This window comes from Devosia sp. Root635 (genome assembly GCF_001427605.1).
In the GTDB taxonomy this organism is placed as follows: Bacteria; Pseudomonadota; Alphaproteobacteria; order Rhizobiales; family Devosiaceae; genus Devosia.
Map to the genome: position 1 here is coordinate 228,483 of NZ_LMGZ01000012.1, position 26,041 is coordinate 254,523.

Annotated in this window: 22 protein-coding genes; 6 read left to right on the plus strand and 16 right to left on the minus strand. The window is 63.8% G+C overall.

Features of this window, described 5'->3' with window-relative positions; translation table 11 throughout:
* Positions 1-11: 11 nt before the first annotated feature.
* Entirely contained in the window at positions 12-203 is a 192-nt protein-coding gene (locus tag ASD80_RS07760; RefSeq protein ID WP_056230970.1) for a hypothetical protein, read from the minus strand.
* 193 nt (positions 204-396) lie between these two features.
* Between ASD80_RS07760 and miaB the strand changes: the two genes are divergently transcribed.
* The gene (gene miaB, locus ASD80_RS07765; protein WP_056230972.1) at positions 397-1,785 is read left to right on the plus strand and encodes a tRNA (N6-isopentenyl adenosine(37)-C2)-methylthiotransferase MiaB; all 1,389 of its coding nucleotides are present in this window, start codon (positions 397-399) and stop codon (positions 1,783-1,785) included.
* On the opposite strand, the gene ASD80_RS07770 is transcribed toward miaB, so the two are convergent.
* Both ASD80_RS07770 and ASD80_RS07775 read right to left on the minus strand, forming a co-directional pair.
* Positions 1,782-2,189, minus strand: coding sequence for a type II toxin-antitoxin system VapC family toxin (locus ASD80_RS07770; RefSeq protein WP_056230974.1), 408 nt, complete (start codon positions 2,187-2,189; stop codon positions 1,782-1,784). The genes miaB and ASD80_RS07770 overlap by 4 nt on opposite strands.
* The gene (locus ASD80_RS07775) at positions 2,186-2,422 is read right to left on the minus strand and encodes an AbrB/MazE/SpoVT family DNA-binding domain-containing protein (protein ID WP_056230975.1); all 237 of its coding nucleotides are present in this window, start codon (positions 2,420-2,422) and stop codon (positions 2,186-2,188) included. Before ASD80_RS07775 ends, ASD80_RS07770 begins: the two co-directional genes overlap by 4 nt.
* Before the next feature lie 201 nt (positions 2,423-2,623).
* On the opposite strand from ASD80_RS07775, the gene ASD80_RS07780 reads away from it, so the two are divergent.
* From ASD80_RS07780 to ASD80_RS07790, 3 genes are all read left to right on the plus strand, one after another.
* Positions 2,624-3,682 (plus strand): PhoH family protein, encoded by a 1,059-nt coding sequence (locus ASD80_RS07780; protein ID WP_244488960.1) that lies wholly within the window; start codon positions 2,624-2,626, stop codon positions 3,680-3,682.
* 155 nt (positions 3,683-3,837) lie between these two features.
* The gene (gene ybeY, locus ASD80_RS07785) at positions 3,838-4,314 is read left to right on the plus strand and encodes an rRNA maturation RNase YbeY (RefSeq protein ID WP_056230979.1); all 477 of its coding nucleotides are present in this window, start codon (positions 3,838-3,840) and stop codon (positions 4,312-4,314) included.
* A gap of 75 nt (positions 4,315-4,389) precedes the next feature.
* Entirely contained in the window at positions 4,390-5,415 is a 1,026-nt protein-coding gene (locus tag ASD80_RS07790) for a hemolysin family protein (protein ID WP_244488961.1), read from the plus strand.
* 234 nt (positions 5,416-5,649) lie between these two features.
* Here the strand turns inward: ASD80_RS07790 and ASD80_RS07795 are convergent, their stop codons facing one another.
* The 13 genes from ASD80_RS07795 to ASD80_RS07855 form a co-directional block, all read right to left on the minus strand.
* Positions 5,650-6,216 (minus strand): NifU family protein, encoded by a 567-nt coding sequence (locus ASD80_RS07795; protein WP_056230982.1) that lies wholly within the window; start codon positions 6,214-6,216, stop codon positions 5,650-5,652.
* A gap of 153 nt (positions 6,217-6,369) precedes the next feature.
* Complete coding sequence (locus ASD80_RS07800; RefSeq protein WP_056230984.1) at positions 6,370-6,702, minus strand: hypothetical protein; 333 nt, start codon at positions 6,700-6,702, stop codon at positions 6,370-6,372.
* A gap of 16 nt (positions 6,703-6,718) precedes the next feature.
* Complete coding sequence (locus ASD80_RS07805; protein WP_056230985.1) at positions 6,719-7,192, minus strand: universal stress protein; 474 nt, start codon at positions 7,190-7,192, stop codon at positions 6,719-6,721.
* Positions 7,193-7,211: 19 nt separating this feature from the next.
* On the minus strand, positions 7,212-8,243 hold the full coding sequence (gene trpS, locus ASD80_RS07810; RefSeq protein WP_056231368.1) for a tryptophan--tRNA ligase: 1,032 nt from the start codon (positions 8,241-8,243) through the stop codon (positions 7,212-7,214).
* A 68-nt stretch (positions 8,244-8,311) separates the two neighbouring features.
* On the minus strand, positions 8,312-9,874 hold the full coding sequence (gene murJ / locus ASD80_RS07815) for a murein biosynthesis integral membrane protein MurJ (protein ID WP_056230987.1): 1,563 nt from the start codon (positions 9,872-9,874) through the stop codon (positions 8,312-8,314).
* A 192-nt stretch (positions 9,875-10,066) separates the two neighbouring features.
* Positions 10,067-12,859 carry a [protein-PII] uridylyltransferase gene (locus ASD80_RS07820; RefSeq protein ID WP_056230990.1) on the minus strand — a complete coding sequence of 931 codons (2,793 nt, stop codon included), beginning with the start codon at positions 12,857-12,859 and terminating at the stop codon, positions 10,067-10,069.
* Positions 12,840-15,545: a DNA mismatch repair protein MutS gene (gene mutS, locus ASD80_RS07825; RefSeq protein ID WP_056230992.1), complete on the minus strand. Its 2,706-nt coding sequence runs from the start codon at positions 15,543-15,545 to the stop codon at positions 12,840-12,842. Before mutS ends, ASD80_RS07820 begins: the two co-directional genes overlap by 20 nt.
* A 130-nt stretch (positions 15,546-15,675) precedes the next feature.
* Entirely contained in the window at positions 15,676-16,491 is an 816-nt protein-coding gene (locus tag ASD80_RS07830; RefSeq protein ID WP_056230994.1) for a DUF2189 domain-containing protein, read from the minus strand.
* Positions 16,492-16,633: 142 nt separating this feature from the next.
* Positions 16,634-17,905 carry an O-acetylhomoserine aminocarboxypropyltransferase/cysteine synthase family protein gene (locus ASD80_RS07835; RefSeq protein ID WP_056230997.1) on the minus strand — a complete coding sequence of 424 codons (1,272 nt, stop codon included), beginning with the start codon at positions 17,903-17,905 and terminating at the stop codon, positions 16,634-16,636.
* A gap of 117 nt (positions 17,906-18,022) precedes the next feature.
* Positions 18,023-19,645, minus strand: a complete 1,623-nt coding sequence (locus tag ASD80_RS07840; protein ID WP_056231000.1) for a glycoside hydrolase family 43 protein — start codon at positions 19,643-19,645, stop codon at positions 18,023-18,025.
* A gap of 165 nt (positions 19,646-19,810) precedes the next feature.
* Positions 19,811-21,118: a xylose isomerase gene (gene xylA / locus ASD80_RS07845; RefSeq protein WP_056231003.1), complete on the minus strand. Its 1,308-nt coding sequence runs from the start codon at positions 21,116-21,118 to the stop codon at positions 19,811-19,813.
* On the minus strand, positions 21,115-22,578 hold the full coding sequence (gene xylB / locus ASD80_RS07850) for a xylulokinase (RefSeq protein ID WP_056231005.1): 1,464 nt from the start codon (positions 22,576-22,578) through the stop codon (positions 21,115-21,117). The genes xylA and xylB overlap by 4 nt, the downstream gene beginning before the upstream one ends.
* Positions 22,579-22,669: 91 nt before the next feature.
* Positions 22,670-23,713, minus strand: a complete 1,044-nt coding sequence (locus ASD80_RS07855; RefSeq protein ID WP_244488962.1) for a LacI family DNA-binding transcriptional regulator — start codon at positions 23,711-23,713, stop codon at positions 22,670-22,672.
* A gap of 118 nt (positions 23,714-23,831) precedes the next feature.
* Between ASD80_RS07855 and ASD80_RS07860 the strand changes: the two genes are divergently transcribed.
* Both ASD80_RS07860 and ASD80_RS07865 read left to right on the plus strand, forming a co-directional pair.
* On the plus strand, positions 23,832-24,842 hold the full coding sequence (locus tag ASD80_RS07860) for an aldose epimerase family protein (RefSeq protein WP_056231008.1): 1,011 nt from the start codon (positions 23,832-23,834) through the stop codon (positions 24,840-24,842).
* Between the two features lie 78 nt (positions 24,843-24,920).
* Positions 24,921-26,036 (plus strand): epoxide hydrolase family protein, encoded by a 1,116-nt coding sequence (locus tag ASD80_RS07865; protein ID WP_056231012.1) that lies wholly within the window; start codon positions 24,921-24,923, stop codon positions 26,034-26,036.
* The last annotated feature ends 5 nt before the right edge of the window (positions 26,037-26,041 follow it).

Sequence of the window (26,041 nt, forward strand, 5' to 3'; positions counted from 1 at the left end):
CGGGATGGCGATCAGTATTTGGCGCTGGAATCGCTAGCCGGAAAGCTCTCGTCCACGGCCTCGTCCTGCTCATCCCATGCAACGGGCTTATCGGCCTGTGCATCCTTGCCGGCATTGCGCACCTGCACCGGCGCATCCTTGGGGCCGGGCTTCTTGCCGTGCTTCATGGCGGCGGCCTTGTCGGTCTTGTGGGTCTGGGTCATGTGAAAACTCCCTTGCTTGCTACAGAAACCCCGCCGCGTGCCGCAAGGTTGCAGGCTCTGAGTCTGGCGCAGCCATTCGGGCCCCGGCCTTCGCCGGGGCAGGCTCCGCCTCATGGCCTTTCTCGGCTTGAAAGGCTCCGATGGAGCCTTTCAGCGACTATGCCGCACACCTCGAAGTCTGGTAAGAGCGGGCATGATCGAGACGCGCGCCAATTCCAAGAAGCTGTTCATCAAGACCTATGGGTGCCAGATGAACGTCTATGACAGCGACCGCATGATGGATGCGCTGGCGCCGCACGGCTACGAGACCACGCTCGACATGGCGCAGGCCGACCTGGTGCTGCTCAATACCTGCCATATCCGCGAGAAGGCTTCCGAGAAGGTATTTTCCGAGCTCGGGCGGCTGAGGGAATTGCAGGATGAGCGCCGGGCGCTTGGCGGCGACATGATGATCGGCGTGGCCGGCTGCGTGGCGCAGGCCGAGGGCGAGGAAATCGCCCGCCGCGCCCCTGTCGTCGACATGGTCTTCGGGCCGCAGGCCTATCACCGGCTGCCGGACATGCTGGCACGGGCCGAAGCCCAAAGACACCTGCATCCGAGCCTGAAACGGGCCGTTGTAGACACCGACTTCCCCGAGGAAGACAAGTTCGAGCACCTGCCGGCGGCGAAGAAGGAAGTCACCATCAAGCGCGGGTTGACCGCATTCCTCACCGTGCAGGAAGGTTGTGACAAGTTCTGCAGCTTCTGCGTGGTGCCCTATACGCGCGGCGCCGAAGTCAGCCGGCCGGTGGCGCAGGTCATTGCCGAAGCGCGCGGGCTGGTCGAGGCCGGGGTGAAGGAAATCACGCTGCTCGGACAAAACGTCAACGCCTATCACGGCGTGGACGACAAAGGTCGCACAGTGGGGCTGGGCGCGCTGGCCTATCTCCTGGCCGAAATTGGCGGGCTCGAGCGCCTGCGCTATACGACCAGCCATCCGCGCGACATGGACGATGCGCTGATGGCCGCGCATCGCGACCTCGATATTCTGATGCCCTATCTGCACCTGCCGGTGCAATCAGGGAGCGACAGCATCCTCAAGGCGATGAACCGGCGCCATACGGCGGCCGAATATCTCGATGTCATCGAGCGCATCAAGACGGTGCGGCCGGACATGGCACTGTCGGGCGATTTCATCGTCGGTTTCCCCGGCGAGACCGACCAGGATTTCGAGGACACGCTCAAGATTATCGCCGATGTCGGCTATGCCTCGGCCTATTCGTTCAAATACTCCACCCGTCCCGGCACGCCGGGCGCCACCCTGGGCGACCAGGTTGCCGAAGAGGTCAAGACCGAGCGCCTCCACCGCCTGCAGGAACTGGTCAATACCCAGACCACGGCGTTCCACCAGAGCTGCGTCGGCAAGACATTGCCGGTGCTGATCGAGCGACCGGGAAGACAGGCCGGGCAGGTGGGCGGGCGCTCGCCCTATCTGCAGGCCGTGCACCTGGAGGGGAGTGCCGAGCTGATCGGGGCGATCCACCCAGTGGAGATCATCGGGACGAGCACGAACTCGCTGGTGGGGCGCCTGAAGGCGGCTTAGTCGCGGGCAGGCGCGATAACCTCGATGTCGGAAAAGTATGTCTGATACTTCCTGGCGTCGCGCGTCAGCAGCGGCAGTTGAGCGGTCGCCGCGTGGGCCCCGACAAAGAAGTCGGCCAGGATGCTCGATCGTGCCCCGCCTGCCCTGCGATATTGCGTAAACGCTTTGCCGGCGAGAAACAGAGCCGGGGCAGGGAGGTAGTGCATTTCGATGCCGGCGCCGGCGAGAAAAGCGTTCAGCTCTTCAATCCGGTCAAATCCGACCGAGAGCTCGGCGTAGATGATTTCGTTTATGAGCAGTGGCCCGCGAAGCGCGGCAAGTTCCAGTTTCTGCTGCGACCAGTCCGCCCAGTTCGGATCGTCGGTGGCCACGTCAATAAGAACACTGGTATCGACCAGCGTCACGGCTCGCCACGCAGCATCGCCATGATCTCGTCCGTGCTGAGGTCTGTTTTTGCGCTGCCCCGCAATTTGGCAAACCTGCTCGGCCGTGCCTGCGCCCCGTCTGCCCGGCTCAGAACGATCTCACCCTTGTCATTGCGGCGGAATTCCACCCGCGTACCGGCCTCGATGCCGAGGAGGTCGCGCACGGGCTTGGGGATCGTGACCTGACCCTTGCTGGTGACTGCTGCACTCATGGTGCTCTCCTAAGGTAAGGAATGCTGTTCTGAAGGTATTACTTTCTGGTGGTCTCTTCAAGCCACCTCGCTCTTGCCGTTGCCGCCTGCCGTCACAATATTGCTACAGACAGCGGACCCAAATCATCCTAGCCTCGTTGTCGTCATCGCGGCGCGCCCGCGCCGCCCCCTTATGGGAGCCACACCAGTTTGAGCAGGCATTTGTCACCGACCGCAGACAACGCACTCGCATCGCAACTCGAACTCGCTTTTGAAGACAATCGCCTCGCTGCCCAGCTCTATGGCGATTTCGACCAGAACCTGGCGCTGATCGAACAGCGACTCAAGGTTTCGGCCACCCCCCGCGGCAATCACGTCCTGCTCAAAGGCGCGGCCTCTTCGGTCGACCAGTCCCGCCGGGTGCTGGAATCGCTCTATGGCTCGCTGGAGGAAGGCCGCAGCATCGACATTTCCGATGTCGACGGCGTCATCCGCATGATCGAGACCGAGGACAGCCAGCTCACCCTGCCGACGCTGGAGCGCAAGGGCAAGGTGCGCATGGCCCAGATCGCCACGCGCAAATCCACCATCGTCGCCCGCACCCCGGCGCAGGACGCCTATATGCGCGCCATGGAGCGGAGCGAATTGGTGTTCGGCATCGGCCCGGCCGGCACCGGCAAGACCTATCTGGCGGTGGCCCACGCCGCCTCGCTGCTAGAACGTGGCGATATCAACCGCATCATCCTCTCCCGCCCGGCCGTGGAAGCCGGCGAACGCCTTGGCTTTCTGCCCGGCGACATGAAGGAGAAGGTGGATCCCTATCTGCGCCCGCTCTATGACGCGCTCTACGACATGATGAAGCCGGAAAATGTCGAGCGCTGCATCACGTCGGGCATTATCGAAGTGGCGCCGCTGGCCTTCATGCGCGGCCGGACCCTGGCCAACGCCGTGGTCATCCTCGACGAGGCGCAGAATACCACCTCGATGCAGATGAAGATGTTCCTCACCCGCCTGGGCGAAAATTCCAAGATGATCGTCACTGGCGATCCAACCCAGGTCGACCTGCCGCGCGGCGAGAAATCGGGGCTGGTGGAAGCCGTCCATCTACTCGACGGCGTCGAAGGCGTGCATATTTCCCGCTTCAACGACAAGGATGTGGTGCGCCACGCCCTGGTCGGCCGCATCGTACGGGCCTACGAGGCCGATACGGCCAAGCGACTTGCGCAGAAGGATAGTGAAGGGCTGGCGCGGACATTGGGGACCTTGCCACCGGGAGCCTGAGCCTGATGGTGCCACGCCCTCGTGGTTCGAGGGTCGCTACGCTCCCGCCTCAGGGCTGATGGGAGTGCTGGGTTTACGGTAGCCCTCATGGTGAGGTGCGAGTTCTTCACGAGCCTCGAACCACGAGGGCGTGGCACGAAGCAATGAACGGTTTGATGCCTCCTACGCCACCCATCGACATCGCCATCATCCGCAACGATGACGCTTGGCCCGAAAATCTCGATCCCCTGGCCGAGCGCGCCGTGCTGGCAGCGCTCAGCCTTGCCAAACCCAAGGTGAAGGGGGCGGCGGAGCTGTCCATTCTTCTCACCAATGACGAAGAGCAGCACGAGCTCAACAAGCAGTGGCGGGGCAAGGACAGTTCCACCAATGTCCTGAGCTTCCCGCAGATCGAGCCGTTCGGGCCGGTTGTCGGCCTGTTGGGTGACATTACCCTGGCGCGCGAAACCCTGATCCGCGAGGCGGACGAACAGGGTGTCACATTCGAGGCGCATTTCACCCATCTCGTGGTGCATGGATTTCTGCATATTTTAGGGTATGATCACCTGACCGACGCGGAGGCTCTTCACATGGAGGGCCTCGAAACCCAGATATTGGCAAGCCTTGGGGTCGCCGACCCCTATGCCGATTAGGGCCGGCACGACAATGAGCCGGGCGACACCCCCGTTTCGAGGACAGATAAGCCGCATGTTTGGCGGCGAGAGACCATGAACGACAGCGACAGTCTGGGCCAAGCGCCCGCCAATCCCGAGCCCCCCTCTAGTCCCGCCTCCGTACCAGCACGGGGGCCATCGATCTGGAACCGCATCAAGGCCATGCTGGCCCGCGGCACGGTTTCATTGCGCGACGACCTGCAGGTTGCGCTCGACGAGCAGGGGAGCGCCGAAACCGGCGACTTCTCCGAGAGCGAGCGCACGATCCTGCAAAACGTGCTCAAGCTCTCCAATGTGTCGGTTGCCGACGTGATGGTGGAGCGCAGCGATATCCAGGCCATCGAATCCGATGTCAACCTGGGCACGCTGCTGGCGAAGTTCCGCCAGGTCGGCCATTCGCGCCTGCCGGTCTATGACGACAATCTCGACAACATCCTCGGCTTCATTCACGTCAAGGACGCGCTGGGCAAAATCACCGAGCCGGTGACCGACCCGGCAAAAGACGTACCGGTCAAGCTGGTCTCGACCGTGCTCAGGCAGAAGATCGTCAAGCTCGACCTGGTGCGCGACGCCATGTTCGTGCCCACCTTCATGCCGGTGGGAGATCTGCTGCAATCGATGCGCGCCAGCCGCGTCCACATGGCCATCGTGGTCGACGAATATGGCGGCACCGATGGCCTTGTCACTATCGAGGACCTGCTCGAAGCCGTGGTCGGCGAGATCGAGGACGAGCATGACGAGCTGGCTGCTTCGCTGATCCGCAAGGTTGGTGCCGATACCTATATCGCCGATGCCCGCGCCGAGCTGAGCGACGTGCGAACCCTGATCGGGCCCGATTTCGACCCCGGCGAATATGCCGAGGACGTGGAGACCATCGGCGGGCTGGTATTCGACCTGGCCGGGCATGTGCCCAAGCGCGGCGAGCGGGTGACGCGGCTCGACGGCTTCGAATTCGAAATTCTTGCCGCCGACAGTCGCCGCATCAAGCGGCTGCGCATCCGTCGCAAGCGGGACGGCGATGTCGAGCCATTGGCCATCACCGACCAGCGGACATCGGCGGAGAAGGCGGCGGCTGAGTAGGGTTTCTCTACGATCCTGGTGTTTCCGGCCCCGTGTCTCCCACCCACCAGGCCTCCCGCGGACCTGATCCGCGGGTCATTCTCCCCACGGCACCAGTGACGAGGGACCCCCGGACCAAGTCCGGGGGAGGCGATTGTGAATGGGCGAGTTCGTGCCCGCCAATGACCGACCCCAAAAAACTAAGGGTCCGGAGATTGCTCTCCAGACCCTTGGCTTGCTGCTGAACCTTGCGGCCTAAACCTGCTGCACAGCCTCGACGCCCGGCACGAAGTGGCGGAGCAGGTTCTCGATGCCGCTCTTGAGCGTGGCGGTCGAGGAGGGGCAGCCCGAGCAGGCGCCCTGCATATGCAGGAACACGGTGCCTTCCTTGAAGCCCTTGAAGGTGATGTCGCCGCCATCCATGGCCACGGCCGGACGAACGCGGGTGGCCAGCAATTCCTTGATGACTTCCACGGTCTCGCTGTCTTCTTCCTCGAAGAATTCATCGACCTCGTCGAAATTGGCGACTTCGATGCCGCCCTCGACGATGACAGGCTTGCCGGAGAGGAAGTGGTCCATGATGACGCCGAGAATGGCCGGCTTGATATGGGCCCAGTTGGTGTCGTCCTTGGTCACCGAAATGAAATCGGAACCGAGAAAGACACCGGTGACGCCGGAAATCGAGAACAGGCCCTGCGCCAGCGGAGAATTGGATGACGCCTCGACGCTGCGGAAATCGCGCGGTTCACCCACCAGCACATCGCGCCCCGGCAGGAATTTGAGGGTCGCCGGATTGGGCGTGGCTTCGGTCTGGATGAACATGTTGGCGCCTGCGATTTTGCGATTAGAACGCTTCTAAAATAGACTTTTGCAGTCAGGATGCAAGGGCTTCGAGCCGTCTCGAAGGGCAAATCGCTCTGCGCCCTGATTCGAGGCGAAAGGCCATGAGCGCCATGCCCGAATGGCCGGGCGCTGCTAGGCGGAGCCGAGCGCTATTTCCAGGTAACGCCGGGTCAGGTGTTCGCAGCCGGCCATGCGGGTTTCAATGGACGCCCTGTGTCGCGCGGCCATGCGCGCCAGGATTGCGGCAAATAGCGATTGGGCCCTGGCAATATCGTCCTGGCTATCGCCGTCCCAGTCGGCCAGGGCGTCCTTCTCGCGGGACAATTCGTCCAGCGCGTCGACAATGTCGGAGACATCGGCAGCGTCCAACCGCATTGCCACGAGGTCAAGCTGGGCCTCGGTTGGCGAGGTCCACGGACTATCGCGGTTGATCTCTGCTATGATGCGCCTGAAACGCGCTGGCATCGGTTCCGATCCTGGGTCAGCAGATCGCAATGATCTCTTCGTCACTCATGCGGCCCGGCACGATGGTCAGCGGAATCGGCAGCGCATTGGCGCGGTTGGCGAAGTGCATCACCAGGGGGCCGGGGCCCTCATTCGAGGTGGAGGCCGCCAGCGCCAGGATGGCGATGTCGCGGTCCTGGTCGATCACGCGCTCGATTTCCTCGGCGGCATTGCCCTCGCGGATCACCGATTCGCTGCGCACGTCACCGATGTCGCGGATGCGGGCGAGGCGGGCGTCGAGATTGCGCTCGGCCTCTTCGACGGCTTCAGCGCGCAGCACGTCCTCGACCCCGAGGCCGATGAATTCGGGCTTCTGCACCACGCTCATCAAGACCACGGTGCCACCGGTGCGCTTGACGCGGTAGGCCGCGAAGGTAAGCGCGCGCTCGCATTCGGGCGTTTCGTCGATGACGACGAGGAATTTTCGCTTGTATTCGGTCTGTGAAACCACGGCCGCTCCAGGGTTCGCGTTAGCGGATAAAGCCGACGATAGAGCGGACGTCCACCATTGTCGCCTCCGCAACGGCACGCGCCCGTTCGGCGCCATCGCGCAGGACGGCGTCGATGGTGGTGGTGTCCTCGATCAGCCGGTGCATTTCGCCGGCCATGGGCGCCAGCTGCGCCACGGCCAGATCGGCCAAGGCCGGCTTGAAGGCCCCCCAGCCCTTGCCGCCGAATTCGGCGATGACCTGCTCCTTGGTCCGGTCGCTGAGCGCCGCATAGATGCCGACCAGATTGTCGGCCTCGGCACGGCCCTTGAGCCCATCCACCGTTTCGGGCAGCGGCTCGGGATCGGTGGTCGCCTTCTTGATCTTTTTGGCGATGGCATCGGCATTGTCGAGCAGCGAAATGCGCGACTGATCGGACGGATCCGACTTGCTCATCTTTTTCGTGCCGTCGCGCAGGCTCATGATGCGGGTGGCGGGGCCGGCGATCAGCGGCTCGGTGATCGGGAAGAAATCCTCGTTCAGCCCCTGATCGGCAATCGATTTGGCATAGTCGTTGTTGAACTTGGCGGCGATATCGCGCGTCAGTTCGAGATGTTGCTTCTGATCGTCGCCGACCGGCACATGGGTCGCTTTGTAGGCCAGGATGTCGGCCGCCATCAGCGATGGATAGGCCAGCAGCCCCAGGGAAACGTTTTCCGAGTTCTTGCCGGCCTTGTCCTTGAACTGGGTCATCCGGTTCATCCAGCCGATGCGGGCGATACAGTTGAACACCCAGGCCAGCTCGGCATGCTGCATGACCTGCGACTGGTTGAAGACGATCGCCTTTTTGGGGTCGATACCGGCCGCGATATAGGCCGCGGCCACTTCGCGGGTGGCGCGGCGCAGGTCGTCCGGATCCTGCCAGACCGTGATGGCATGCATGTCGACGACGCAATAGATGCAGTCATGGGTATCCTGCAGCGGCACGAAACGCCTGATGGCGCCGAGATAATTGCCAAGATGCAGGTCGCCCGAGGGCTGGATGCCGGAAAAGACACGGGGAGTGAAGGTCATGGAACGGGCCTGTGAGACGGTATTGCCGAACACTTATATCCGATGGCTTGCGATGTCATCCCGGCGGACTAGCCCCGCCGCCCCATCCGACGGAGCAGCAGGCCCAGTTTCTGGGCGCCGGTGATGTGGACCAGCGTGAAATAGAGCACCATGCCGAAGCCGACCAGTACGGCCAGCAGGCCCGCCTGCTGCCAGAGCGGGACGCCGCTGGCGAACCAGGCCGCGCCACGCCAGGCGAGCAAAGAGAGGGCGCCGCCCATGACGATGCTGATGGCGATGATCAGCCCATGCTTGATCCACTCCGCCCTGGTCAGAGCAAAATGGCCGCGCCGTGCCAGGAACAGCGCCAGCAGCAGGGCATTGAGCCAGGCCGAGGCCGAGGTGGCGATAGCAATGCCGACATGGACCAGGCTGGGGAACAGCAGCAGCGACAGAGCGATATTGGTCACCACCGAGATGGCGGCGAAAAAGGTCGGCGTGAGCGTGTCCTCGCGGGCGAAATAGCCCGGCTGCAGCACGCGGATCAGCACATAGGCGGGCAGGCCGGTGGCAAAGGCGATCAGCGCTTGCGCCGTCTGGGTGGTGGCCAGCGCGTCGAAGGCGCCACGCTCGAACAGCACGCGCACGATGGGCTCGGCCATGGCGATGAGGGCCGTCGCGGCGGGCATGGACAGCAGCATGGCGACCAGCAGCGACTGGTCCTGGGTGGCGCGTGCCTCGGCATCGCGGCCGCCCCCGAGATGGCGGGAGAGTTCGGGCAGCAGCACCGTGCCGATGGCGATGCCGATAATGCCGAGCGGCAGCTGATAGAGCCGGTCGGCATAATTGAGGATGGCAATGGCATTGTCGGCGCCCGAGGCGATGATGGTGCCGACGAAGATATTGATCTGGGTGATGCCGCCGGTGAGGATGGCCGGCACGGCCAATATCCAGAAGCGGCGCACTTCCGGATCGAGCCGGGGCAGGCGGAGCGTGGGTACGAAATCGGCGCGGCGGATGGCGCCGTAGACCAGCGCCAGTTGCGCCAGCCCGCCGGCCATGGTGGCCATGCCGACCCAGGTGGCGGCGCCTGCCGGATCCTGCGCCCAGAAGGTCACCAGCGGGATCAGGGCGGCGATATTGACCAGGTTGAGCAGCACCGGCGCGAAGGCGGCGGCGAAGAAGCGGCCCAATGAATTGAGGATGGCGCCATAGGCGGCCATCAGCGACATGCAGGCGAGATAGGGGAACATGATCCGCGTCAGCAGGACGGTGAGATCGAATTTTTCGGGATCGTCAACAAAGCCGGGGACGAAGGCGACCATGATCTGCGGCATGAAGATTTCGGCGAGGATGGTCACGCCCACCAGCATGGCGACGAGCCAGGCCATGATGCGCGAGGCCAGCTCGAGCGCCGCATCGCGGCCGTCACGCTCCAGCGCGCCGGAAAACAGCGGTACGAAAGCGGTGTTGAAGGCGCCCTCGGCGAAGAGGCGCCGGAACAGGTTGGGAAAGCGGAAGGCCGCAAAAAAGGCGTCTGCCGCCGGCCCGGTGCCGAGCACCGCCGCCATCAGCGCATCGCGGACAAAACCGGCGACGCGGGAGACGAGGGTGAGGCCGCCGACGGAGAGGAAATTGCGGTAGAGGCTCATGGTGCGATGGCCGAAGGCGTAGTGCTTGCACACCCTCCCCCTTGAGGGGAGGGTAGCGCAGCTCGGCCGATCAGGCCTAGCGAAGCTGGGGAGGGGGTAATCCTGTGGGTCACGGAAGGACCCCCTCCCTCGATCCCTCCCCTCAAGGGGGAGGGAGGCGATGGGGCCGTGGGCTCAAGGGCCATATCGGCCCTACCCATTGGCCACCTTCTCGCCCCGCGGATGGAACACCCCCATCAGCGCGTCGTGGATTTTGCGCTGGCGCGGCTTGGAGATGATCTTCTGGCCGGTGAGGTCGGTGATGTAGAAGACGTCCACCGCCTTTTCGCCATAGGTGCCGATATGGGCCGAGCCGATGGTGAGGTTGAGGTCGGAAATCTGGTGGGTCAGCGAATGCAAGAGGCCCATGCGGTCGAGGCCGGACACCTCGATGACGGTGAATTTTTCCGACAGCGCATTGGAAACCGTGACCTGCGAGGGCAGGGCGAAGGGCCGCAGCCGCTTGTTGTGGCGGCTTTCCTTGCCCAGATCGATGAGGATTTGCCTTTTGCCCTGCAGCAATTGCTTGACCGTATCGATGATGCGGGTGGCGCGGACCTTCTCATCCTCATCGCTAGTAAAGGAGCGGCGCAGCCGGAACGTATCGAGGGCGTGGCCGTCGCGGGTGGAAAATATCTGCGCCCCGATGATGGAGGCGTCCTGCATGGTGCAGGCGCCGGCAATCAGCGACAGCAGGCGCGGATGGTCGGGCGTATAGAACGAAACTTCAGTAATGCCCTCGAAGGCCTTGACCCGGATGGAGCCGGCAAACCCCTCGCCACCCATGTCGGCCTGGCGGATCATGCGGGCATGTTCCACCTGCAGTTCCGGCTCGGCGCGCAGCCAGTAATGGTCATAGTGGCGCGCCACATAGGCTTCCACGTCGGCTTGCGGCCAAGCCTCGAGCGCACGGGCCAGGGCGCGGCGGGCATCTTCGATGCGGTCGGACTGGGTGACCTGGCTGTGACCGCCCGACAGCAAGGGTTCGGTGGCGTAGTAGAGGGCGCGCAGCAGGCTGCCCTTCCAGCCCGTCCACACGCCGGGGCCGACGGCGCGGATATCGCATGCGGTGAGGATCATCAGCAAAGCCAGGCGCTGCGGCGACTGCACCACATCGGCAAAGGCCTTGGCGGTTTCGGGATCCTGGATATCGCGCGCCTGGGCGATCTCGCTCATCAGCAGGTGATATTCGATCAGCCAGGAGACGGTGTCGGTCTCGGCGGGGGAGAGGCCGAAGCGCGGGCAGAGCTTGCGGGCGATGCGGGCGCCGGCAATGGAATGATCCTCGGGGCGGCCCTTGGCGATATCGTGCAGGAACAGCGCGACATAGATCAGGCGCGTATCGTTGAGCTGGGGCAGCAGCTCATGAGTCAACGGCAACTGGTCGCGCAGCCCGCCATTGGCAATATCGGCCATGACGCCGACCGAGCGGATAAGGTGCTCGTCCACCGTATAGTGGTGGTACATGTTGAACTGCATCAGCGCGACGATCTTGCCGAAATCGGGCACGAAGCGGCCGAGCACGCCGCTCTCGTTCATCTGGCGCAGGATGCGCTCCACCGAGAGCGGGCTGGTGAGGATGGTCAGGAAGTGTTCGTTGGCCTTGGGGTCATGCCGCAGCGTGTTGTCGATCAGCCGCAGCGAACGGGCGATATGCTTGATGGCGTCGGGATGGAACAGCAATTGCTCGCGCCCGGCGACGAGGAACATGCGGATGAGGTTGACCGGGTCTTTCTCGAACACATCGGGCGCCGCGATATTGAGCCTTCCGGTATCGAGCACGAAATCGGTCTCGCCCTTGATCCTGGACTTGCCCGAGCGGAACGGGGCCAGCACGCGGCCGACTAGATCCATATCCTTGGCGTGGTTGAATTCGAGGCTGGCGCAGATGATGCGGGTAAGGTCGCCCACATCCTTGGCGACGAGGAAATAGCGCTTCATGAAACGCTCGACGCCCAGCATGCCGACGCGCTGGGCATAGCCCATGCGCTCGGCCAGTTCGGGCTGCACGTCGAAGGTCAGCTTTTCCTCGGCGCGGCCGGTGACGAAATGGAGGTGGCAGCGCACCGCCCACAAAAAGTCCTCGGCGCGCGAGAACAGCCGGTATTCGGCGGCCGAGAGCACGCCCTTGCCCACCAGCTCGTGCGATGTCTTGACCTGGTAGAAGTACTTCCCGATCCAGAACAGCGTATTGAGGTCGCGCAACCCGCCCTTGCCGTCCTTGATATTGGGCTCGACCACATAGCGGGTATTGCCCATCAATTTGTGGCGCTCGTCGCGCTCGGCCATCTTGGCGGCGATGAATTCGGGGCCGGTGCGCGGCATGATCTCGGTTTCGAACCGCGTGACGAGCTGGTCGAACAGGCCCTTGTCGCCGGTCAGGAAGCGGGCTTCGAGCGTCGCGGTACGCACCGTCATGTCGGCGCGGGCCATGCGGATGCACTCATCGACCGAACGAACGGCATGGCCGACCTTCTGGCCGAGATCCCAGAGCATGTAGAGCACATATTCGGTAACCTGCTCGCCCCAAGGCGTCTGCTTGTAGGGCAGGATGAACAGCAGATCGATATCGGAGCCCGGCGCCAGCGTGCCGCGGCCATAGCCGCCGACGGCGGAGAGCGCGATGGCTTCGGCGCCGGAGGGATTGTCGACCGGATAGACGCGGCGCGTGGCAAACAGATGCACCGCGGCAATGATCTCGTCCTGGGCATTGGAAAGGTTCTGCGCGCAGCGCGCGCCCTTGCCTGACGCGAGCAGTTCGGCCTCGGCCTGCTTGCGCGCCTCCGCCAGCGTCTTCCTGATATGGGCCAGCACGACGGCGCGGGCCGTGGAAGATTTGGGCGCTTCCTCGCCGATCGCCGCATCGAGCTCGCCGAGAATGACCTCGGCCGGCTTGAGGGAGAAGAGCGGTTTTCGCGGCTTTGCCTCAGCTTCGGCGAGCGTCATCGCGGATTTTCTTCAACTCGTAGAGCGCTTCGATCGCTTGCTTGGGGGTCATCTCGTCGGGACGGACGGCATCGAGCGCAGAATGTACCGGGTCTTTCTCAACGGGCGGTGAAGCCGGCTGATGCGCGAAAAGTGGCAGATCGTCTAGCACGCTGGCCTTCTGGCTGGAAGAGGCGGTGCCGGCCGAGCGCTGCTCCAGCACGGTGAGAACCTGGCGCGCCCGCGCCAGCACCGGCTCGGGCAGGCCAGCCAGCCGCGCCACCTGGATGCCGTAGGATCGATCGGCGGCGCCGGAGCCGACTTCATGCAGGAACACCACCTCGCCCTCCCATTCGCGCACTTTCATGGTGACGTTGGAAACCCGGCTCAGCGTCTTGGCGAGACTGGTCAGCTCATGGAAATGGGTGGCGAAGAGGGCCCGGCAGCCAGTGGTTTCATGCAAAGCTTCGACAGCGGCCCAGGCGATGGAGAGGCCGTCGAACGTCGCGGTGCCGCGGCCGATTTCGTCCAGCACCACCAGAGAGCGCCGCGTGGCGCGATTGAGGATGGCCGCTGTCTCGACCATTTCCACCATGAAGGTCGAGCGGCCATGGGCGATGTCGTCGCTGGCGCCGACGCGGGAGAAGACGCGATCGACCACGCCGATATGGGCCGAGCTGGCCGGCACGAAAGAGCCCATCTGCGCCATGATCGCAATCAACGCATTCTGGCGCAGGAAGGTGGATTTGCCGCCCATATTGGGCCCGGTGACCAGCCAGAGTCGCCCGCCGCCAAGGGCATCGTCGCCCGAGAGATCGGCATCGTTGGCGACGAAGCTCTGGCCCTCGGCCGAGACCATGTCTTCCACCACCGGATGGCGGCCGCCGACAATGGCAAAGGCCAGCGAGTCGTCGATATCGGGCCGGACATAGCTGCGCGTGGCGGCCAGATGCGCCAGGGCGGTGGTGACGTCGAGTTCGGCCAGTGCATCGGCCAGCTCGCGCAGGTCTGCGGTGCGGCTCAATACGTCGTAGCGCAGGCTGGCAAAGACCTTGAGCTCGATTTCCAGTGCCGCCTCATGCGCACGGGCGATGCGGCCTTCGAGGTCGGCCAGTTCGGTGGTGGTGAAGCGCATGGCATTGGCCAGCGTCTGGCGGTGGATGAATGTCTGCCGATGCGGCTCTTCGAGCAACCGCGTGCCGTGCCCCGCCGGCACTTCGACGAAATAGCCGAGCACGCCATTGTGCCGGATTTTCAGCGAGCGGACGTCGGTTTCCTCGATCAACCGGGCCTGCAGGGCGGCGACCACGGCGCGGGTTTCACTGGCCAATGCCCGTTCGTCATCGAGCGCCTGGTCGTAACCCCTGCGGACAAAGCCGCCATCGCGGCTGAACAGCGGCAATTCGTCGTCCAGCGCCAAAGCGAGTTCGGAAGCCAGCGGCAAGGGCGCGGCGGCCAGCGTCTGCGCCAGCCGGGCCAATATAGCAGGGGCGTCCTCGACCCGGCCGAAATGCTGCGCCAGCGCCGCGGCGGCGCTCACCGCCTTGCCGATGGCCGCCAGATCGCGGGGGCCGCCCCGGTCGAGCGCCAGCCGGGTCAGGGCGCGGGCGAGGTCCGGCACGGTCTTGAGATCGGCGCGGAGGCGCCCGGTGAGCAAAGTGTCATTGGCGAGCAGGCCCACCGCATCGAGCCGTTCATTGATGGCGACAGCATCTGCCAAAGGCGACGCCAGCCGCGCCGACAGCAGCCGCGAGCCGGGAGCCGTGACGGTGAGGTCGATCACCTGCCGCAGTGAGCCGCGCTGCTGGCCGCGCTGGGTCTGGTGCAGTTCGAGGCTGGCGCGGGTGGCCTGGTCGATGGCCATGCGGCGCGTGGCGGTATCGGCAACCGGCGCGCGCAGGGCGACGCCGATGCCCTTCTGGCTTTCGCGCACATAGGCCACGACCGCACCCAGGGCCGCCCTTGCGGCGCGGGACAAAGCGGTTGGGTCGAAGCCGCCATCGGGAAAGGCGACGCGCAGGCTTGATATCGCCGCCTCGCTGTCAAAGCTCTCGGCCGGTGCCGCATGGGTGATGGCGGTCCAGGCCGGGGCGAAAAGATGCCGCTCGACCAAAGCCGCACGCGTCGCCTCGGCCAACAGCAGTTCCGCCGGGTCGATACGGGCCAGTTCGTCCTGCAACTGCTCGGCAGAAAGATCGGCGGTAAAGGTCTCGCCGGTCGATACATCGGCCCAGGCCAAAGCAAAATCGGTCTCGCCATGCCGCACCATGGCCAGCGCGGCGAGGAAATTGGAGGCGCGCGCATCGAGGTGATCGTCCTCGGTCAGCGTACCGGCCGTGATCAGACGCACAACGTCGCGCTTCACCACCGATTTGGCGCCGCGTTTCTTGGCCTCCCTGGGGTCTTCCACCTGCTCGCAGATGGCGACGCGGTGGCCCAGCTTGATCAGCTTGTTGAGATAGTCGTTGGCGGCGTGGATGGGCACGCCGCACATCTGGATATCCTCGCCCAGATGCTTGCCGCGCTTGGTGAGCACGATGCCCAAAGCGGCGCTGGCGATCTCGGCATCCTCGAAGAACAGCTCGTAGAAATCGCCCATGCGGTAGAACAGCAGATAGCCGGGATTGACCGCCTTGATCTCGAAATACTGCGCCATCATCGGCGTCAGGGCCGGGGTCTGCGCTTGTTCGATGGGCGGCTGATCCATAAGGGCAAAGGGTCTCGGCGAGGAAGCCGAGACCTTATGGCGTTCGGGGCGGAAATCCAACCTTTGGCGCCTGATTACCCCCACGTTCGAGGCGGCCACCAACCTCTCCCTTCGGGGGAGAGGTGAAAGATTACATCCCTCTGATCACCGAAGCCGGCTCGACCACCTTGCGGTAGAGATGCCAGGTCGCGTGGCCGAAGATGGGGATCACCACCGCGAGACCGACAAACAGCGGCAGTGAGCCGAGGAAGAGGCCGGCGCCGACGATGACACCCCAGGCCAACATCGGCCCCGGATTGGCCATGACGGCACGGAACGAGGTTTCGATGGCGACGAAGGCGCCGACATCGCGATCCAGCAGGAGCGGAAAGGCGATGACCGTGGTGCAGAGCGTCACCAGCGCGAACAGGGCCCCCAGCATGGTGCCGGCAATAAGCAAGGTCATGCCGCCCGGCTCGGTGAGAATCTGGTTCATCAGTTCGCCCAAAGCCTGCGGCGTGGATGAGCCGAAGAGCCCCTCATAAAGCGCCTGCGCCGCTGTCAGCCACAGGGTGAACAGCACCAGCAGCATGACGCCCAGCGCGGCGATGGAGCCGATGGCAGGCGAATGCAGTACTTCGAAGGCATGCGACCAGGAGGTGTCGAGCCCCTGCTCGCGCCGCCGCGAAATCTCGTAGAGCCCCAGGGCCGCGAAGGGACCGACCAGCGCGAAGCCGCCGGCCAGCGGATAGAGCAGGGGCCAGGTGTGATAGCCGTTCATCCACACGGTCAGCACGATGCCGACAATGGGGTAGATCAACACCAGTAGGACATAATGGCTGGGCTTTTCCCAGAAATCGGCGGCGCCACGCGCCAACACCTCGCCGAGATCGGCCAGGGTGATCTGCCTGATCATCGGCATATCCAGTTTGTCGCCGGCGCCGGACATGATGTGCATTTGGGCCATGCTCAACTCTCCTCCGTTTGCTCGGAGGTCGCAGCAACTGCGAGAGCGCATGACCGGCGCGCGACGCAAGGACTGCGACCGCTGATCGGAGAAGATTACGCCCGGCACCGGAGGTTGTCGCCCCCGATGCCGGAAAATGTGATCAAACCCTGGCCAGAGCCTGCTCGATATCGGCGATGATGTCATCGACATGCTCGATGCCGACGGAGATGCGGACGAGGTCTTCCGAGACACCGGCCTTTTTCAACTCTTCGGGCGAGAGCTGGCGATGGGTGGTCGAGGCAGGATGGCAGGCCAGCGACTTGGCGTCGCCGATATTGACCAGTCGCAGGATCATATCGAGCGCATCGATGAAGCGGCCACCCGCTTCTTTGCCACCCTTGATGCCGAAGGAGAGAATGCCCGAGCCGCTTCCCTTAGAGATCTTCTGCGCCACGGCATGATAACGGCTGTCCTTGAGGCCGGCATAGCTGACCCATTCCACCTTGGGATGGGCCTGCAGATATTCGGCCACCTTCTGGGCGTTGCTGCAATGGCGCTCCATACGCAGGCCGAGGGTTTCGAGGCCCTGCAGGATCAGGAAGGCGTTGAAGGGCGAGAGCGCAGCGCCGGTATTGCGCAGCGGCACGACGCGGGCACGCCCGATATAGGCCGCCGGCCCCAGCGCCTCGGTATAGACCACGCCGTGATAGGACGGATCGGGCTCGTTCAGCACCGGAAAGCGCTTGGCATTGGCCTTCCAGTCGAATTTCCCCGAATCGACGATGATGCCGCCGATCGAATTGCCGTGGCCGCCGATATATTTGGTCAGCGCATGCACGATGATGTCAGCACCGAAATCGAAGGCGCGGGTGAGGTAGGGCGTCGCCACCGTATTGTCGACAATGACAGGCACGCCATGGCGATGGGCGATTTCGGCGATGCGCTCAATATCGACAACATTGCCGGCAGGGTTGCCGATGGACTCGAGGAAGACCGCCTTGGTCTTGTCGTCGATGGCCTTTTCAAAGCCCTCATAGTCGTCGTGATGCACCAGCCGCGCTTCGATGCCCTGGCGCGGAAAGGAGTGAACGAACAGGTTATAGGTGCCGCCATAGAGCTGGGAGATCGAGACGATATTGTCGCCGACGCCCGCAATGGTCTGAATGGCATAGGTAATCGCCGCCATGCCCGAGGCGACAGCCAGCGCACCGATGCCGCCTTCCATTTCGGCCACGCGCGCTTCGAGTACCGCCGTGGTCGGGTTCATGATGCGGGTATAGATATTGCCAGCGACCTTCAGATCGAACAGGTCGGCGCCGTGCTGGGTGTCGTCGAACGTGTAGGACGTCGTCTGGTAGATCGGCACGGCAGCGGCCTTGGTCGTAGCTTCCGATTCGTAGCCGTGGTGAAGGGCGATGGATTCGAGTTTCATTATGGACTCCCTGTTCACTCGTGAGCGCCAGAATCCTTGGTTACCCCGCAAATGACAAGGCACAGGGAAGGCAGATCGTCCTCCCCCGCGCCCATTTGTTGGAATGAAAAGCCCCTTTTAGCCGATAGCGTCGATCTCGTAGCGGTCGGACGGATCGTGCGCCGGCCGATAGACGAAATAGTCGAAGTTGGCCGGGCTGGCCGTGCCGTTGAGATCGTGCGCCGCCATGCCGACAAAGGCGCCGGTGAAGCTGCCATGGGCCTGGTGGCCACCGCATTCGTCCGACAGGATCGAAGCATCCAGGACCGGCCCGATGGCCTGCAGATCATGGCCTTCCAGCGCGTAGAAGAATTGCAGCTTGCGGCCGCGAATGGTCAGCGCCAGCTTCACCTTGCCCTCGTTCGGAATCTGCACCGGCTCGGCCGGGAAACGCAGATTGCCGTCGGGCCAGGAAATTTCCGAACTCATCAGCAGCAATTCGCGCTGCCCGTCGGCATGGGCCGTCACGGCGAGATAGAAGAAGTTGTAGCGGCTGTAATAGGCCGTCAGGCCGGCCATGGTGCGCTCGTCGGTGGCTTTGAAATCGACCACGGTCTCGGCATCATAGGAGAAATGGGTCTGCCGGCGAGCCACCAGCGCCTGCTCGAACCACGAGCCGATCGATTCCCGCCCGAACAGCCGCAGCTTGCCGCTATCGGTGGAGAAAATCCGCTCAGTTTCCGGCGTGCGCAGCCATTGGAAGTCGATGGGTAGGCCACTTTCGAATGTATAGCGCCGTTCAGCCCAGTATCCGGCCTCGTCGCGGGTTCCGGGCACCTCGACATGCAGCGACGGCACCGGACCATTCTTCACATAGAGCCAGCCATCATCGCCCCAGTAGGCCTCCTGGATCGCGGTTTCACGGCCCAGCACACAGCGGCGCTCCTGGGTGGTGGGGCGGCCGGTGAGGTGGACGAGGTAGGTCTTGCCTTCGGGCGTCTCGACAATGTCACCGTGGCCGGCGCGCTGCAAGGCTGCCAGCGGGGCATCCTTGCTGGTCAGGATGTGCTTGTCCGGATGGGTCTCGTAGGGCCCATCGAGGTTGCGCGAGCGGGCGAAGGTGCAGGCGTGGTCATAGGCCGTGCCGCCTTCGGCCGTCAGCAGGTAATACCAGCCGTTCCGCTTGTAGAGATGCGGACCCTCGACCAGCTTGAGGTCGGTGCCTTGATAGATGTTCTTGATCGGGCCGACCAGCTTGCCGGCGTTGGGATCGAATTCCTGCAGGGCGATGCCGGCGAATTTGAGCGGGCGGGTGCGGTGGTCCCAGATCATATTGACGAACCACTTGCGGCCGTCATCGTCGTGGAACAGGCTGGGATCGAAGCCGGAGCTGTTGGTGTAGACCGGGTCGGACCAGGGGCCTTCGATCCTGTCGGCCCAGACGATGTAATTATGCGCGTCCTTGAACGAGCCGTCCTTGCGCTTGACGTCGGTATAGACCAGCCAGAATTTTTCCCCGTCATGGGTGAGACAGGGAGCCCAGACGCCACAGCTATCGGGGTCGCCGCGCATGTCGAGCTGCGCTTTGCGGGTCAGCGGGCGGGTCACCAGCTCCCAGTTGGCGAGATCGCGCGAGTGGTGGATCTGCACGCCGGGGAACCACTCGAAGGTCGAGGTGGCGATGTAGTAATCGTCACCGACGCGGAGGATGGACGGATCCGGGTTGAAGCCGGGCAGGATGGGATTTGTGAGCTGGGGCATGATGGGTTCTCGACAGCACGAATGCGACCACTATCACCGCGCGTCACCCTCGGGCTTGACCCGAGGGCTCTGTACTTGAGGTGCGCTTGGCAAGTGAAGGGCCCTCGGGTCAAGCCCGAGGGTGACGGCGGTGGGTGGGTGGGTTTCGGCGCCCACCCCCCAAAATCAAACGAAGCGGTTGATCAGGTTTTCCAGATATTCCTGCTGCCCGGACCTGGGCTGGGGGTTGATGTTGTCGGCATCAACCTTGGCCGCCAGATCAGCGAGCGACAGCTTGCCGCCGAGGATGTCCTTGCCCAGACCCTGGTTCCAGCCGGCATAGCGGGCATCGACAGTCTTGTCATAGGTGCCGTCTTCGATCAGCGCCGCCGCCGCCTTGAGCGAACGGGCCAGCACGTCGAGGCCGCCGATATGGCCATGCAGCAGGTCGGCAGGATCGATGGACTGGCGGCGCACCTTGGCGTCGAAATTCCAGCCGCCCGAATTGAGGCCGCCGGCCTTGAGGATCTGGTAGAAGGCCAAGGTGGTTTCGGGCACCGAATTGGGGAATTGGTCGGTATCCCAGCCCGACTGCAGGTCGTTTCTGTTGGCGTCGACCGAGCCGAGAATGCCCAGCGAGGCGGCCAGAGCTAATTCGTGCTCGAAAGAGTGATTGGCGAGGAAAGCGTGACCGACCTCGATATTGCACTTCACCTTGGTCTCGAGGCCGTACTTTTTGAGGAAGCCGTAAACGGTAGCGACGTCGAAATCATACTGGTGCTTGCTGGGCTCCTGCGGCTTGGGCTCGATCAGGATCTGGCCCTTGAAGCCGATCTTTTCGGCATGCTCGATGACCATATGCAGGAAGCGGCCCATCTGGTCCTGCTCCTGGCCGATCCTGGTGTTGAGCAGGGTTTCGTAGCCCTCGCGGCCGCCCCACAGCACGTAGTTGGCGCCGCCCAGTTCATGGGTCAGCTCCAGCACATTCTTCACCTGGCCGGCGGCATAGGCGAAGACTTCCGGATCGGGATTGGTGGCGGCGCCGGACATGTAGCGGCGGTTGGAGAACAGGTTTGCCGTGCCCCAGAGCAGGCGAGTCCGGCTCTTCTCCATCTTGCGGGCAAAAATTTCGCCGATCTCGCGCACATTGCGATTGCTCTCGGCCAGGGTCGCGCCTTCGGGGGCGATATCGGCGTCGTGGAAGCAGAAGAAGGGGATGTCGAGCAGGTCGAACAGCTCGAAGGCCACATCGGCCTTGAGGCGGGCGCCCTCCATACCCTTGTCATACCAGGGGCGATCGAAAGTACGGCCGCCGAACGGGTCGCCGCCCTCCCAGGCAAAGGTGTGCCAATAGGCGACGCCGGGGCGGATATGGTCCTCCATGCGCTTGCCGAGGACGATTTCGTCCTTGTTGTAGTGGCGATAGGCCAGCGGGTTGGTGCTGTTGGCACCTTCATACTTCACCGGCGAAATGCCCTTGAAAAAATCGGTCAATTACGTGCCTCCTCGATGGCAGGATAGAGTGCGCGATAGCGCGCATATTGGTCGGAATAGGCGGCCGACAGATTTTTGTCGGGCGCGATGACTGTTCGCATGGGCGGCATGGTCATGACCGTCTGCGGGCTGGCCCCTTCGGCAGCGCAGAGGCCGAGCCGTGCGGCGCCGAGCGCGCCGCCGAAATCGCCATCCTCGGGAAGGGCGATTTCCATGTCGAGATTGGTAGCGATCATGCGGAGCCACAGGGCCGATCTGGAGCCACCGCCGACGGCCAGCAGCCGGTCGATTTTCGTGCCTGCATCGGCGAGCACGCGCTGGCTGTCGCGGAAGGCAAAGGTCACGCCCTCCATCACCGCCTGCGCCAGCCTTGCAGTGTCAGTCGAATGCGACAGACCGACGAAGGAACCACGCGCGCCGGCATTGTTATGCGGTGTGCGTTCACCCGACAGATAGGGGAGGAAGATTTCCTCGCCGGGGCCGGTGAATTGCGCCTCGGCGGCGGCGGACAGCTCGGCCTGTTTCTGGCCGGTAATCTTGCTCAGCCAGTTGAGACTGTCGGTGGCCGAGAGGATGACGCCCATCTGGTGCCAGGTATCGGGGATGGCGTGGCAGAAGGCGTGCACGGCGCCCTCGGTATTGGGGCTGAAGCGTTCATTGGAGACGAACAGCACGCCCGACGTGCCGAGCGAGACGAAGCCTTCGCCCGGCCTGATGGCGCCGATGCCGCAGGCGGAGGCGGCATTGTCGCCGGCGCCGCCGGCCACCACGACGAGACCGTCCATGCCCCAGCGCTGCGCCAGTTCACGCTTGAGCGTGCCCGAGCTTTCCGAGCCTTCCACCAGGCGGGGCATATGCGAGCGGGTGAGACCGCTCACCGCCAACAGCTTATCGGACCAGTCGCGCTTGCCGACATCGAGCCACAAGGTGCCGGCGGCGTCCGACATGTCTTCGACATGTTCGCCGGTGAGCAGCAGGCGGATATAGGCCTTGGGCAGCAGAACTTTGGCGATCTTCTCGTAGATTTGCGGCTCATGCTTGCGAACCCAGGCGATCTTGGGCGCGGTGAAGCCGGGCATGGCGATATTGCCGGCGATCTGGCGCAGCGACGGTAGCGCCGCTTCCATTTCCTTGCATTCGGCGGCCGAGCGGCCATCGTTCCAAAGAATGCAGGGGCGGAGGATTTCGTCATCCTTGCCCAAGAGGGTCGCGCCATGCATGTGGCCGGACAGGCCAATGCCGCGCACCGAGGCCAGTTCGGACGGATGGCTCGCCTTGAGCTTGTCCACTGCGGCCAGGGTGGCGGTCCACCAATCGGCCGGATTCTGTTCGGACCAGCCGGGATGGGGCCGCACCGGCTCGACCGAGGCGGCCGAGGCATCGCCCAGCGCCCGGCCATGCTCGTCGATCAGCAGCGCCTTGACGCCCGATGTTCCGATATCGATGCCGAGATAGGTCATGAGGCACGTACCTCATCTATGGCGGTGACTAACATCCTAACGTCCTCCCGGCCCGTTTCGGGCCACGCCGGCTTGATGATTGGCGCGCTTCTTAGCGCAGATTGTCGCGCAGGAAAATCCCGATTTCAATGGGGTCGGTCAGTGCCTGCCCATTGCCGCCCAAAGCCAGGCTGCGTGCCGCGGCAATGGCCTCGCGGATTTCGCCATCGGGGTTCTGGTCCAGCACCACGTCGATGGCGCCAGACCGCAGCCCGCGGCGGGTCGGATCGGTCAGTTCATGGGCGATGACGCGGATGGCCCCGGCGCGGTTCGAGGCTTCCAGCGCCGCGACCAGACCGCCATTGCCGGCACCGAGATTATAGAGGCCGGCAAGATCGCCATGCCGTTCCAGCAGGTCGGTGACGATGGCTTGCGTTTCGCTGCGTTCGTCGTGGCCCTCGATGGGGCCGATGAGCTCTATGGCGGGGAACTCGGCAGCCAGTGCAGCGCGGAAACCGGCCAGCCGGTCGGCATGATCGCGCAAATGCAACGAGCCGGCAATGACGGCCACCTTGCCGCCAGCAGGCAGGAAGCGGCCCATCAGCGATGCCGCAGTGCGGCCGGCGGCTTCATTGTCGATACCGATGAAATGCCGGCGCTGGGTGCCCGGTAGGTCGGAAACCAAAGTCATCACGGCGATGCCGCGCCTTGTGGCGCTATCGACCGCCGCCTGCACCGAGGGCTCCTCGCCGGCGACGATAACGGCGCAATCGCATTGGCGGGCATCGAGCGCGTCGAGGCTATGGGCCAGGGCGTCGGCGTCCAGCGCCCGGATGCGGTGGGTTTCGATATGCATGCGATCGGCCAATGCCGGACCAATCCGGCGGGCCACCGCATCGGCGAGGCTGGCCATGAACTCGTTCGAGCTGTCGGGAATGACGAAGGTGAGCTTGAGATCACGCGCCCGCGCCAGCAGGGACGCGCTGAGGTCGCGCTGGAAGCCGATCTCGGCAATGGCGGCCTCGACCTTTTCGGCGGTGGCGGTACGCACGCCGGGGCGGCCATTGAGCACGCGATCGACGGTGGCCAGCGAAACGCCGGCCGCCCGCGCCACATCATGCACCGTCGCCCGGCGCCGCAACCCGATCTCGTTCACGCAAGCTCCCCTTGTCCTCGGGCGGAGGATCGTCAGGCAGCGCGGAAAGGTCAAGTGCATCGTTGCAGGCAGGCGAGAAAGCAGGCTACACGTTCCGCGCAATTTACGGGGGCGGGTCATGGCCATAGCAGTATCGACGTTCGGGACTTTCGGGGACAAGCGGGTCGACCAGTTCCGCCTCGTCAGCGACACCGGCGTCACGATCGACCTCATTTCCTATGGCGTGGCGGTGCGCGACTGGCGCGTGCCGGTGGCGGGCGGCGAGCGCGGCGTGGTCCTCGGCTTCGATACCTTCGATGCCTATGCCCAGCACAGCCCGCATTTCGGCGCGCTGGCCGGGCGGGTGGCCAACCGCATCAAGGGCGCTTCGTTCGACCTCAACGGCAAGACCTACAAGCTGGCCGCCAATGCCGGCGATTTGCAATTGCATGGCGGCCAGGAAGGCCTGGGCCGGCAGGTGTGGGATGGGCAGGTGGATGACGCCAATAATGCCGTGCGCTTCACCCACTTCTCGCCCGATGGCGCCATGGGCTATCCCGGCAATGTCAATTTCTCGGCGACCTATACTTTGCGCGGCAATCGCCTGCGGCTGGAGCTGAGCGCCACGACCGACCAGCCGACGCCGATCAGCCTGGTGCAGCATCAGTATTTCAACCTGGGCACAGCGGCCGATGTGCTGGATCACACGATCCAGGTCAATTCCTCAGCCTATACCGAACTGGGCAGCGACCTGGCGCCGACTGGGGCTATCCTGCCGTCGCGAGGCACCGCCTACGATCTGCGCCAGCCACGCAGCATGCGCGACGCGGCGGGAAAGCCGGTCGACTACGATATCGGCATGGCGCTCGATACCGGTCGCAGCAATGCCGACCCGATCGCCACCGTGGTCTCACCGGACAAGGATCTGACGCTGAAGCTGTGGAGCGACCGGCCGGGGGTGCAGGTCTATAATGGCGTCTGGACCGATATCCCGGTGCCGGGGCTCGACGGCAAGAGCTATGGCAAGCATGCCGGCTTCTGCCTCGAAGACCAGGCTTTTGCCGATGCGGTGCATAATCCGCATTTCCCCAATGTGATCCATTCGCCCGAACGCCCCTATCGCCACTGGTGCGAGTTCGAGATCGCCTGAGGCTACTGACATTTTCTCCTGACTCCGGCTGTCAGGGCCACCACGCATTGTCTCTCCAGCGACCTTCTGGAGAGACTCATGATCCCGTTCAGCATTTCCGTCCCCGACGCCGACATTGCCGACCTCAAGGCAAGGCTTGCCGCCACGCGCTTCCCGCGCACGCTTGAGGGTGTTGGCTGGAACTACGGCACCGATCACGGATTCCTGCGCCACTTCGTCGACTACTGGGCCAGCCAGTATGACTGGCGCGCCGCCGAGGCCCGGCTCAACAGCTTTCCGCAATTCATCGAGGAGATTGATGGTGAAGCGGTGCATTTCGTCCATGTGCGCGGTCGCGGCAAAACCAACGTGCCGATCCTGCTGACCAATGGCTGGCCGTCCAATTTCGTCGAATTGCTGCCGCTGGTGCCATTGCTGACTCAACCGGTCGATGGCATGGCCTTCGATGTCGTCATCCCCTCGCTGCCCGGCTACGGCTTTTCGGGCCAGCCGACCGGGCCCGGCATGCACCTGACGCGCGTGGCTGCACTCTGGGCCGAGCTCATGACACGGCTCGACTACGGCAAATTCCTGGTGTCGGGCTCCGACATGGGCACCGGCGCGGAGATGGGCCTGGTGCGCGACTTTCCCGAGCGCCTCATCGGTGCGCACTACGTCAACGTCTATTTCGGCTATCCGCGTCCAGATGATCCGACGCCGGAGGAGCGGGCCTATTTCGGCAAGATCGACTATTGGGGGTTTGCCGAGGGCGCCTATGCCATGGTCCAGATGACCAAGCCGGCAACGCTGGCCGTGGGACTCAACGATTCCCCCGCCGGACTCGCCAGCTGGATGCTCGAACATTTCCAGAAAGCGGGCGATACCGGCGGCGACGTGCTCAATGCCTTCGAGCTCGAAGACCTGGCGACGATCATCTCCGTCTATTGGTTTACCCAGACCATCGGCTCCTCTGTGCGGCTCTACAAGGAAGCAGCTGCCGATACGGAATTGCCGAAAAAGGCGAAGAAACACGATGTGCCGCATGCCATAATGCTGCCGCCGGCCGACAATCCGGCGCCGCGCGCCTGGGGTGAGCGGCACCTGTGGAACATTGTGCGCTGGACGGAACTCAGCTCTGGCGGGCATTTCCCGGCTCTCGAAGTCCCTGAGGTCATGGCCCACGACATCCGCGCTTTCCATAGCCAGATCGCGTAGCGACG

Bases quoted from the DNA above. Each gene is read 5' to 3' on its own strand.
- ybeY (WP_056230979.1), top strand. From the start codon at position 3,838: ATGCCTCCTACGCCACCCATCGACATCGCCATCATCCGCAACGATGAC.
- murJ (WP_056230987.1), bottom strand. From the start codon at position 9,874: ATGAGCCTCTACCGCAATTTCCTCTCCGTCGGCGGCCTCACCCTCGTC.
- ASD80_RS07775 (WP_056230975.1), bottom strand. From the start codon at position 2,422: ATGAGTGCAGCAGTCACCAGCAAGGGTCAGGTCACGATCCCCAAGCCC.
- ASD80_RS07760 (WP_056230970.1), bottom strand. From the start codon at position 203: ATGACCCAGACCCACAAGACCGACAAGGCCGCCGCCATGAAGCACGGC.
- ASD80_RS07840 (WP_056231000.1), bottom strand. From the start codon at position 19,645: ATGCCCCAGCTCACAAATCCCATCCTGCCCGGCTTCAACCCGGATCCG.
- xylB (WP_056231005.1), bottom strand. From the start codon at position 22,578: ATGACCTATCTCGGCATCGATATCGGAACATCGGGCGTCAAGGCGCTG.
- ASD80_RS07820 (WP_056230990.1), bottom strand. From the start codon at position 12,859: ATGACGCTCGCCGAAGCTGAGGCAAAGCCGCGAAAACCGCTCTTCTCC.
- ASD80_RS07865 (WP_056231012.1), top strand. From the start codon at position 24,921: ATGATCCCGTTCAGCATTTCCGTCCCCGACGCCGACATTGCCGACCTC.
- ASD80_RS07790 (WP_244488961.1), top strand. From the start codon at position 4,390: ATGAACGACAGCGACAGTCTGGGCCAAGCGCCCGCCAATCCCGAGCCC.
- ASD80_RS07860 (WP_056231008.1), top strand. From the start codon at position 23,832: ATGGCCATAGCAGTATCGACGTTCGGGACTTTCGGGGACAAGCGGGTC.
- ASD80_RS07800 (WP_056230984.1), bottom strand. From the start codon at position 6,702: ATGCCAGCGCGTTTCAGGCGCATCATAGCAGAGATCAACCGCGATAGT.
- ASD80_RS07795 (WP_056230982.1), bottom strand. From the start codon at position 6,216: ATGTTCATCCAGACCGAAGCCACGCCCAATCCGGCGACCCTCAAATTC.
- ASD80_RS07835 (WP_056230997.1), bottom strand. From the start codon at position 17,905: ATGAAACTCGAATCCATCGCCCTTCACCACGGCTACGAATCGGAAGCT.
- ASD80_RS07830 (WP_056230994.1), bottom strand. From the start codon at position 16,491: ATGGCCCAAATGCACATCATGTCCGGCGCCGGCGACAAACTGGATATG.
- miaB (WP_056230972.1), top strand. From the start codon at position 397: ATGATCGAGACGCGCGCCAATTCCAAGAAGCTGTTCATCAAGACCTAT.
- trpS (WP_056231368.1), bottom strand. From the start codon at position 8,243: ATGACCTTCACTCCCCGTGTCTTTTCCGGCATCCAGCCCTCGGGCGAC.
- mutS (WP_056230992.1), bottom strand. From the start codon at position 15,545: ATGGATCAGCCGCCCATCGAACAAGCGCAGACCCCGGCCCTGACGCCG.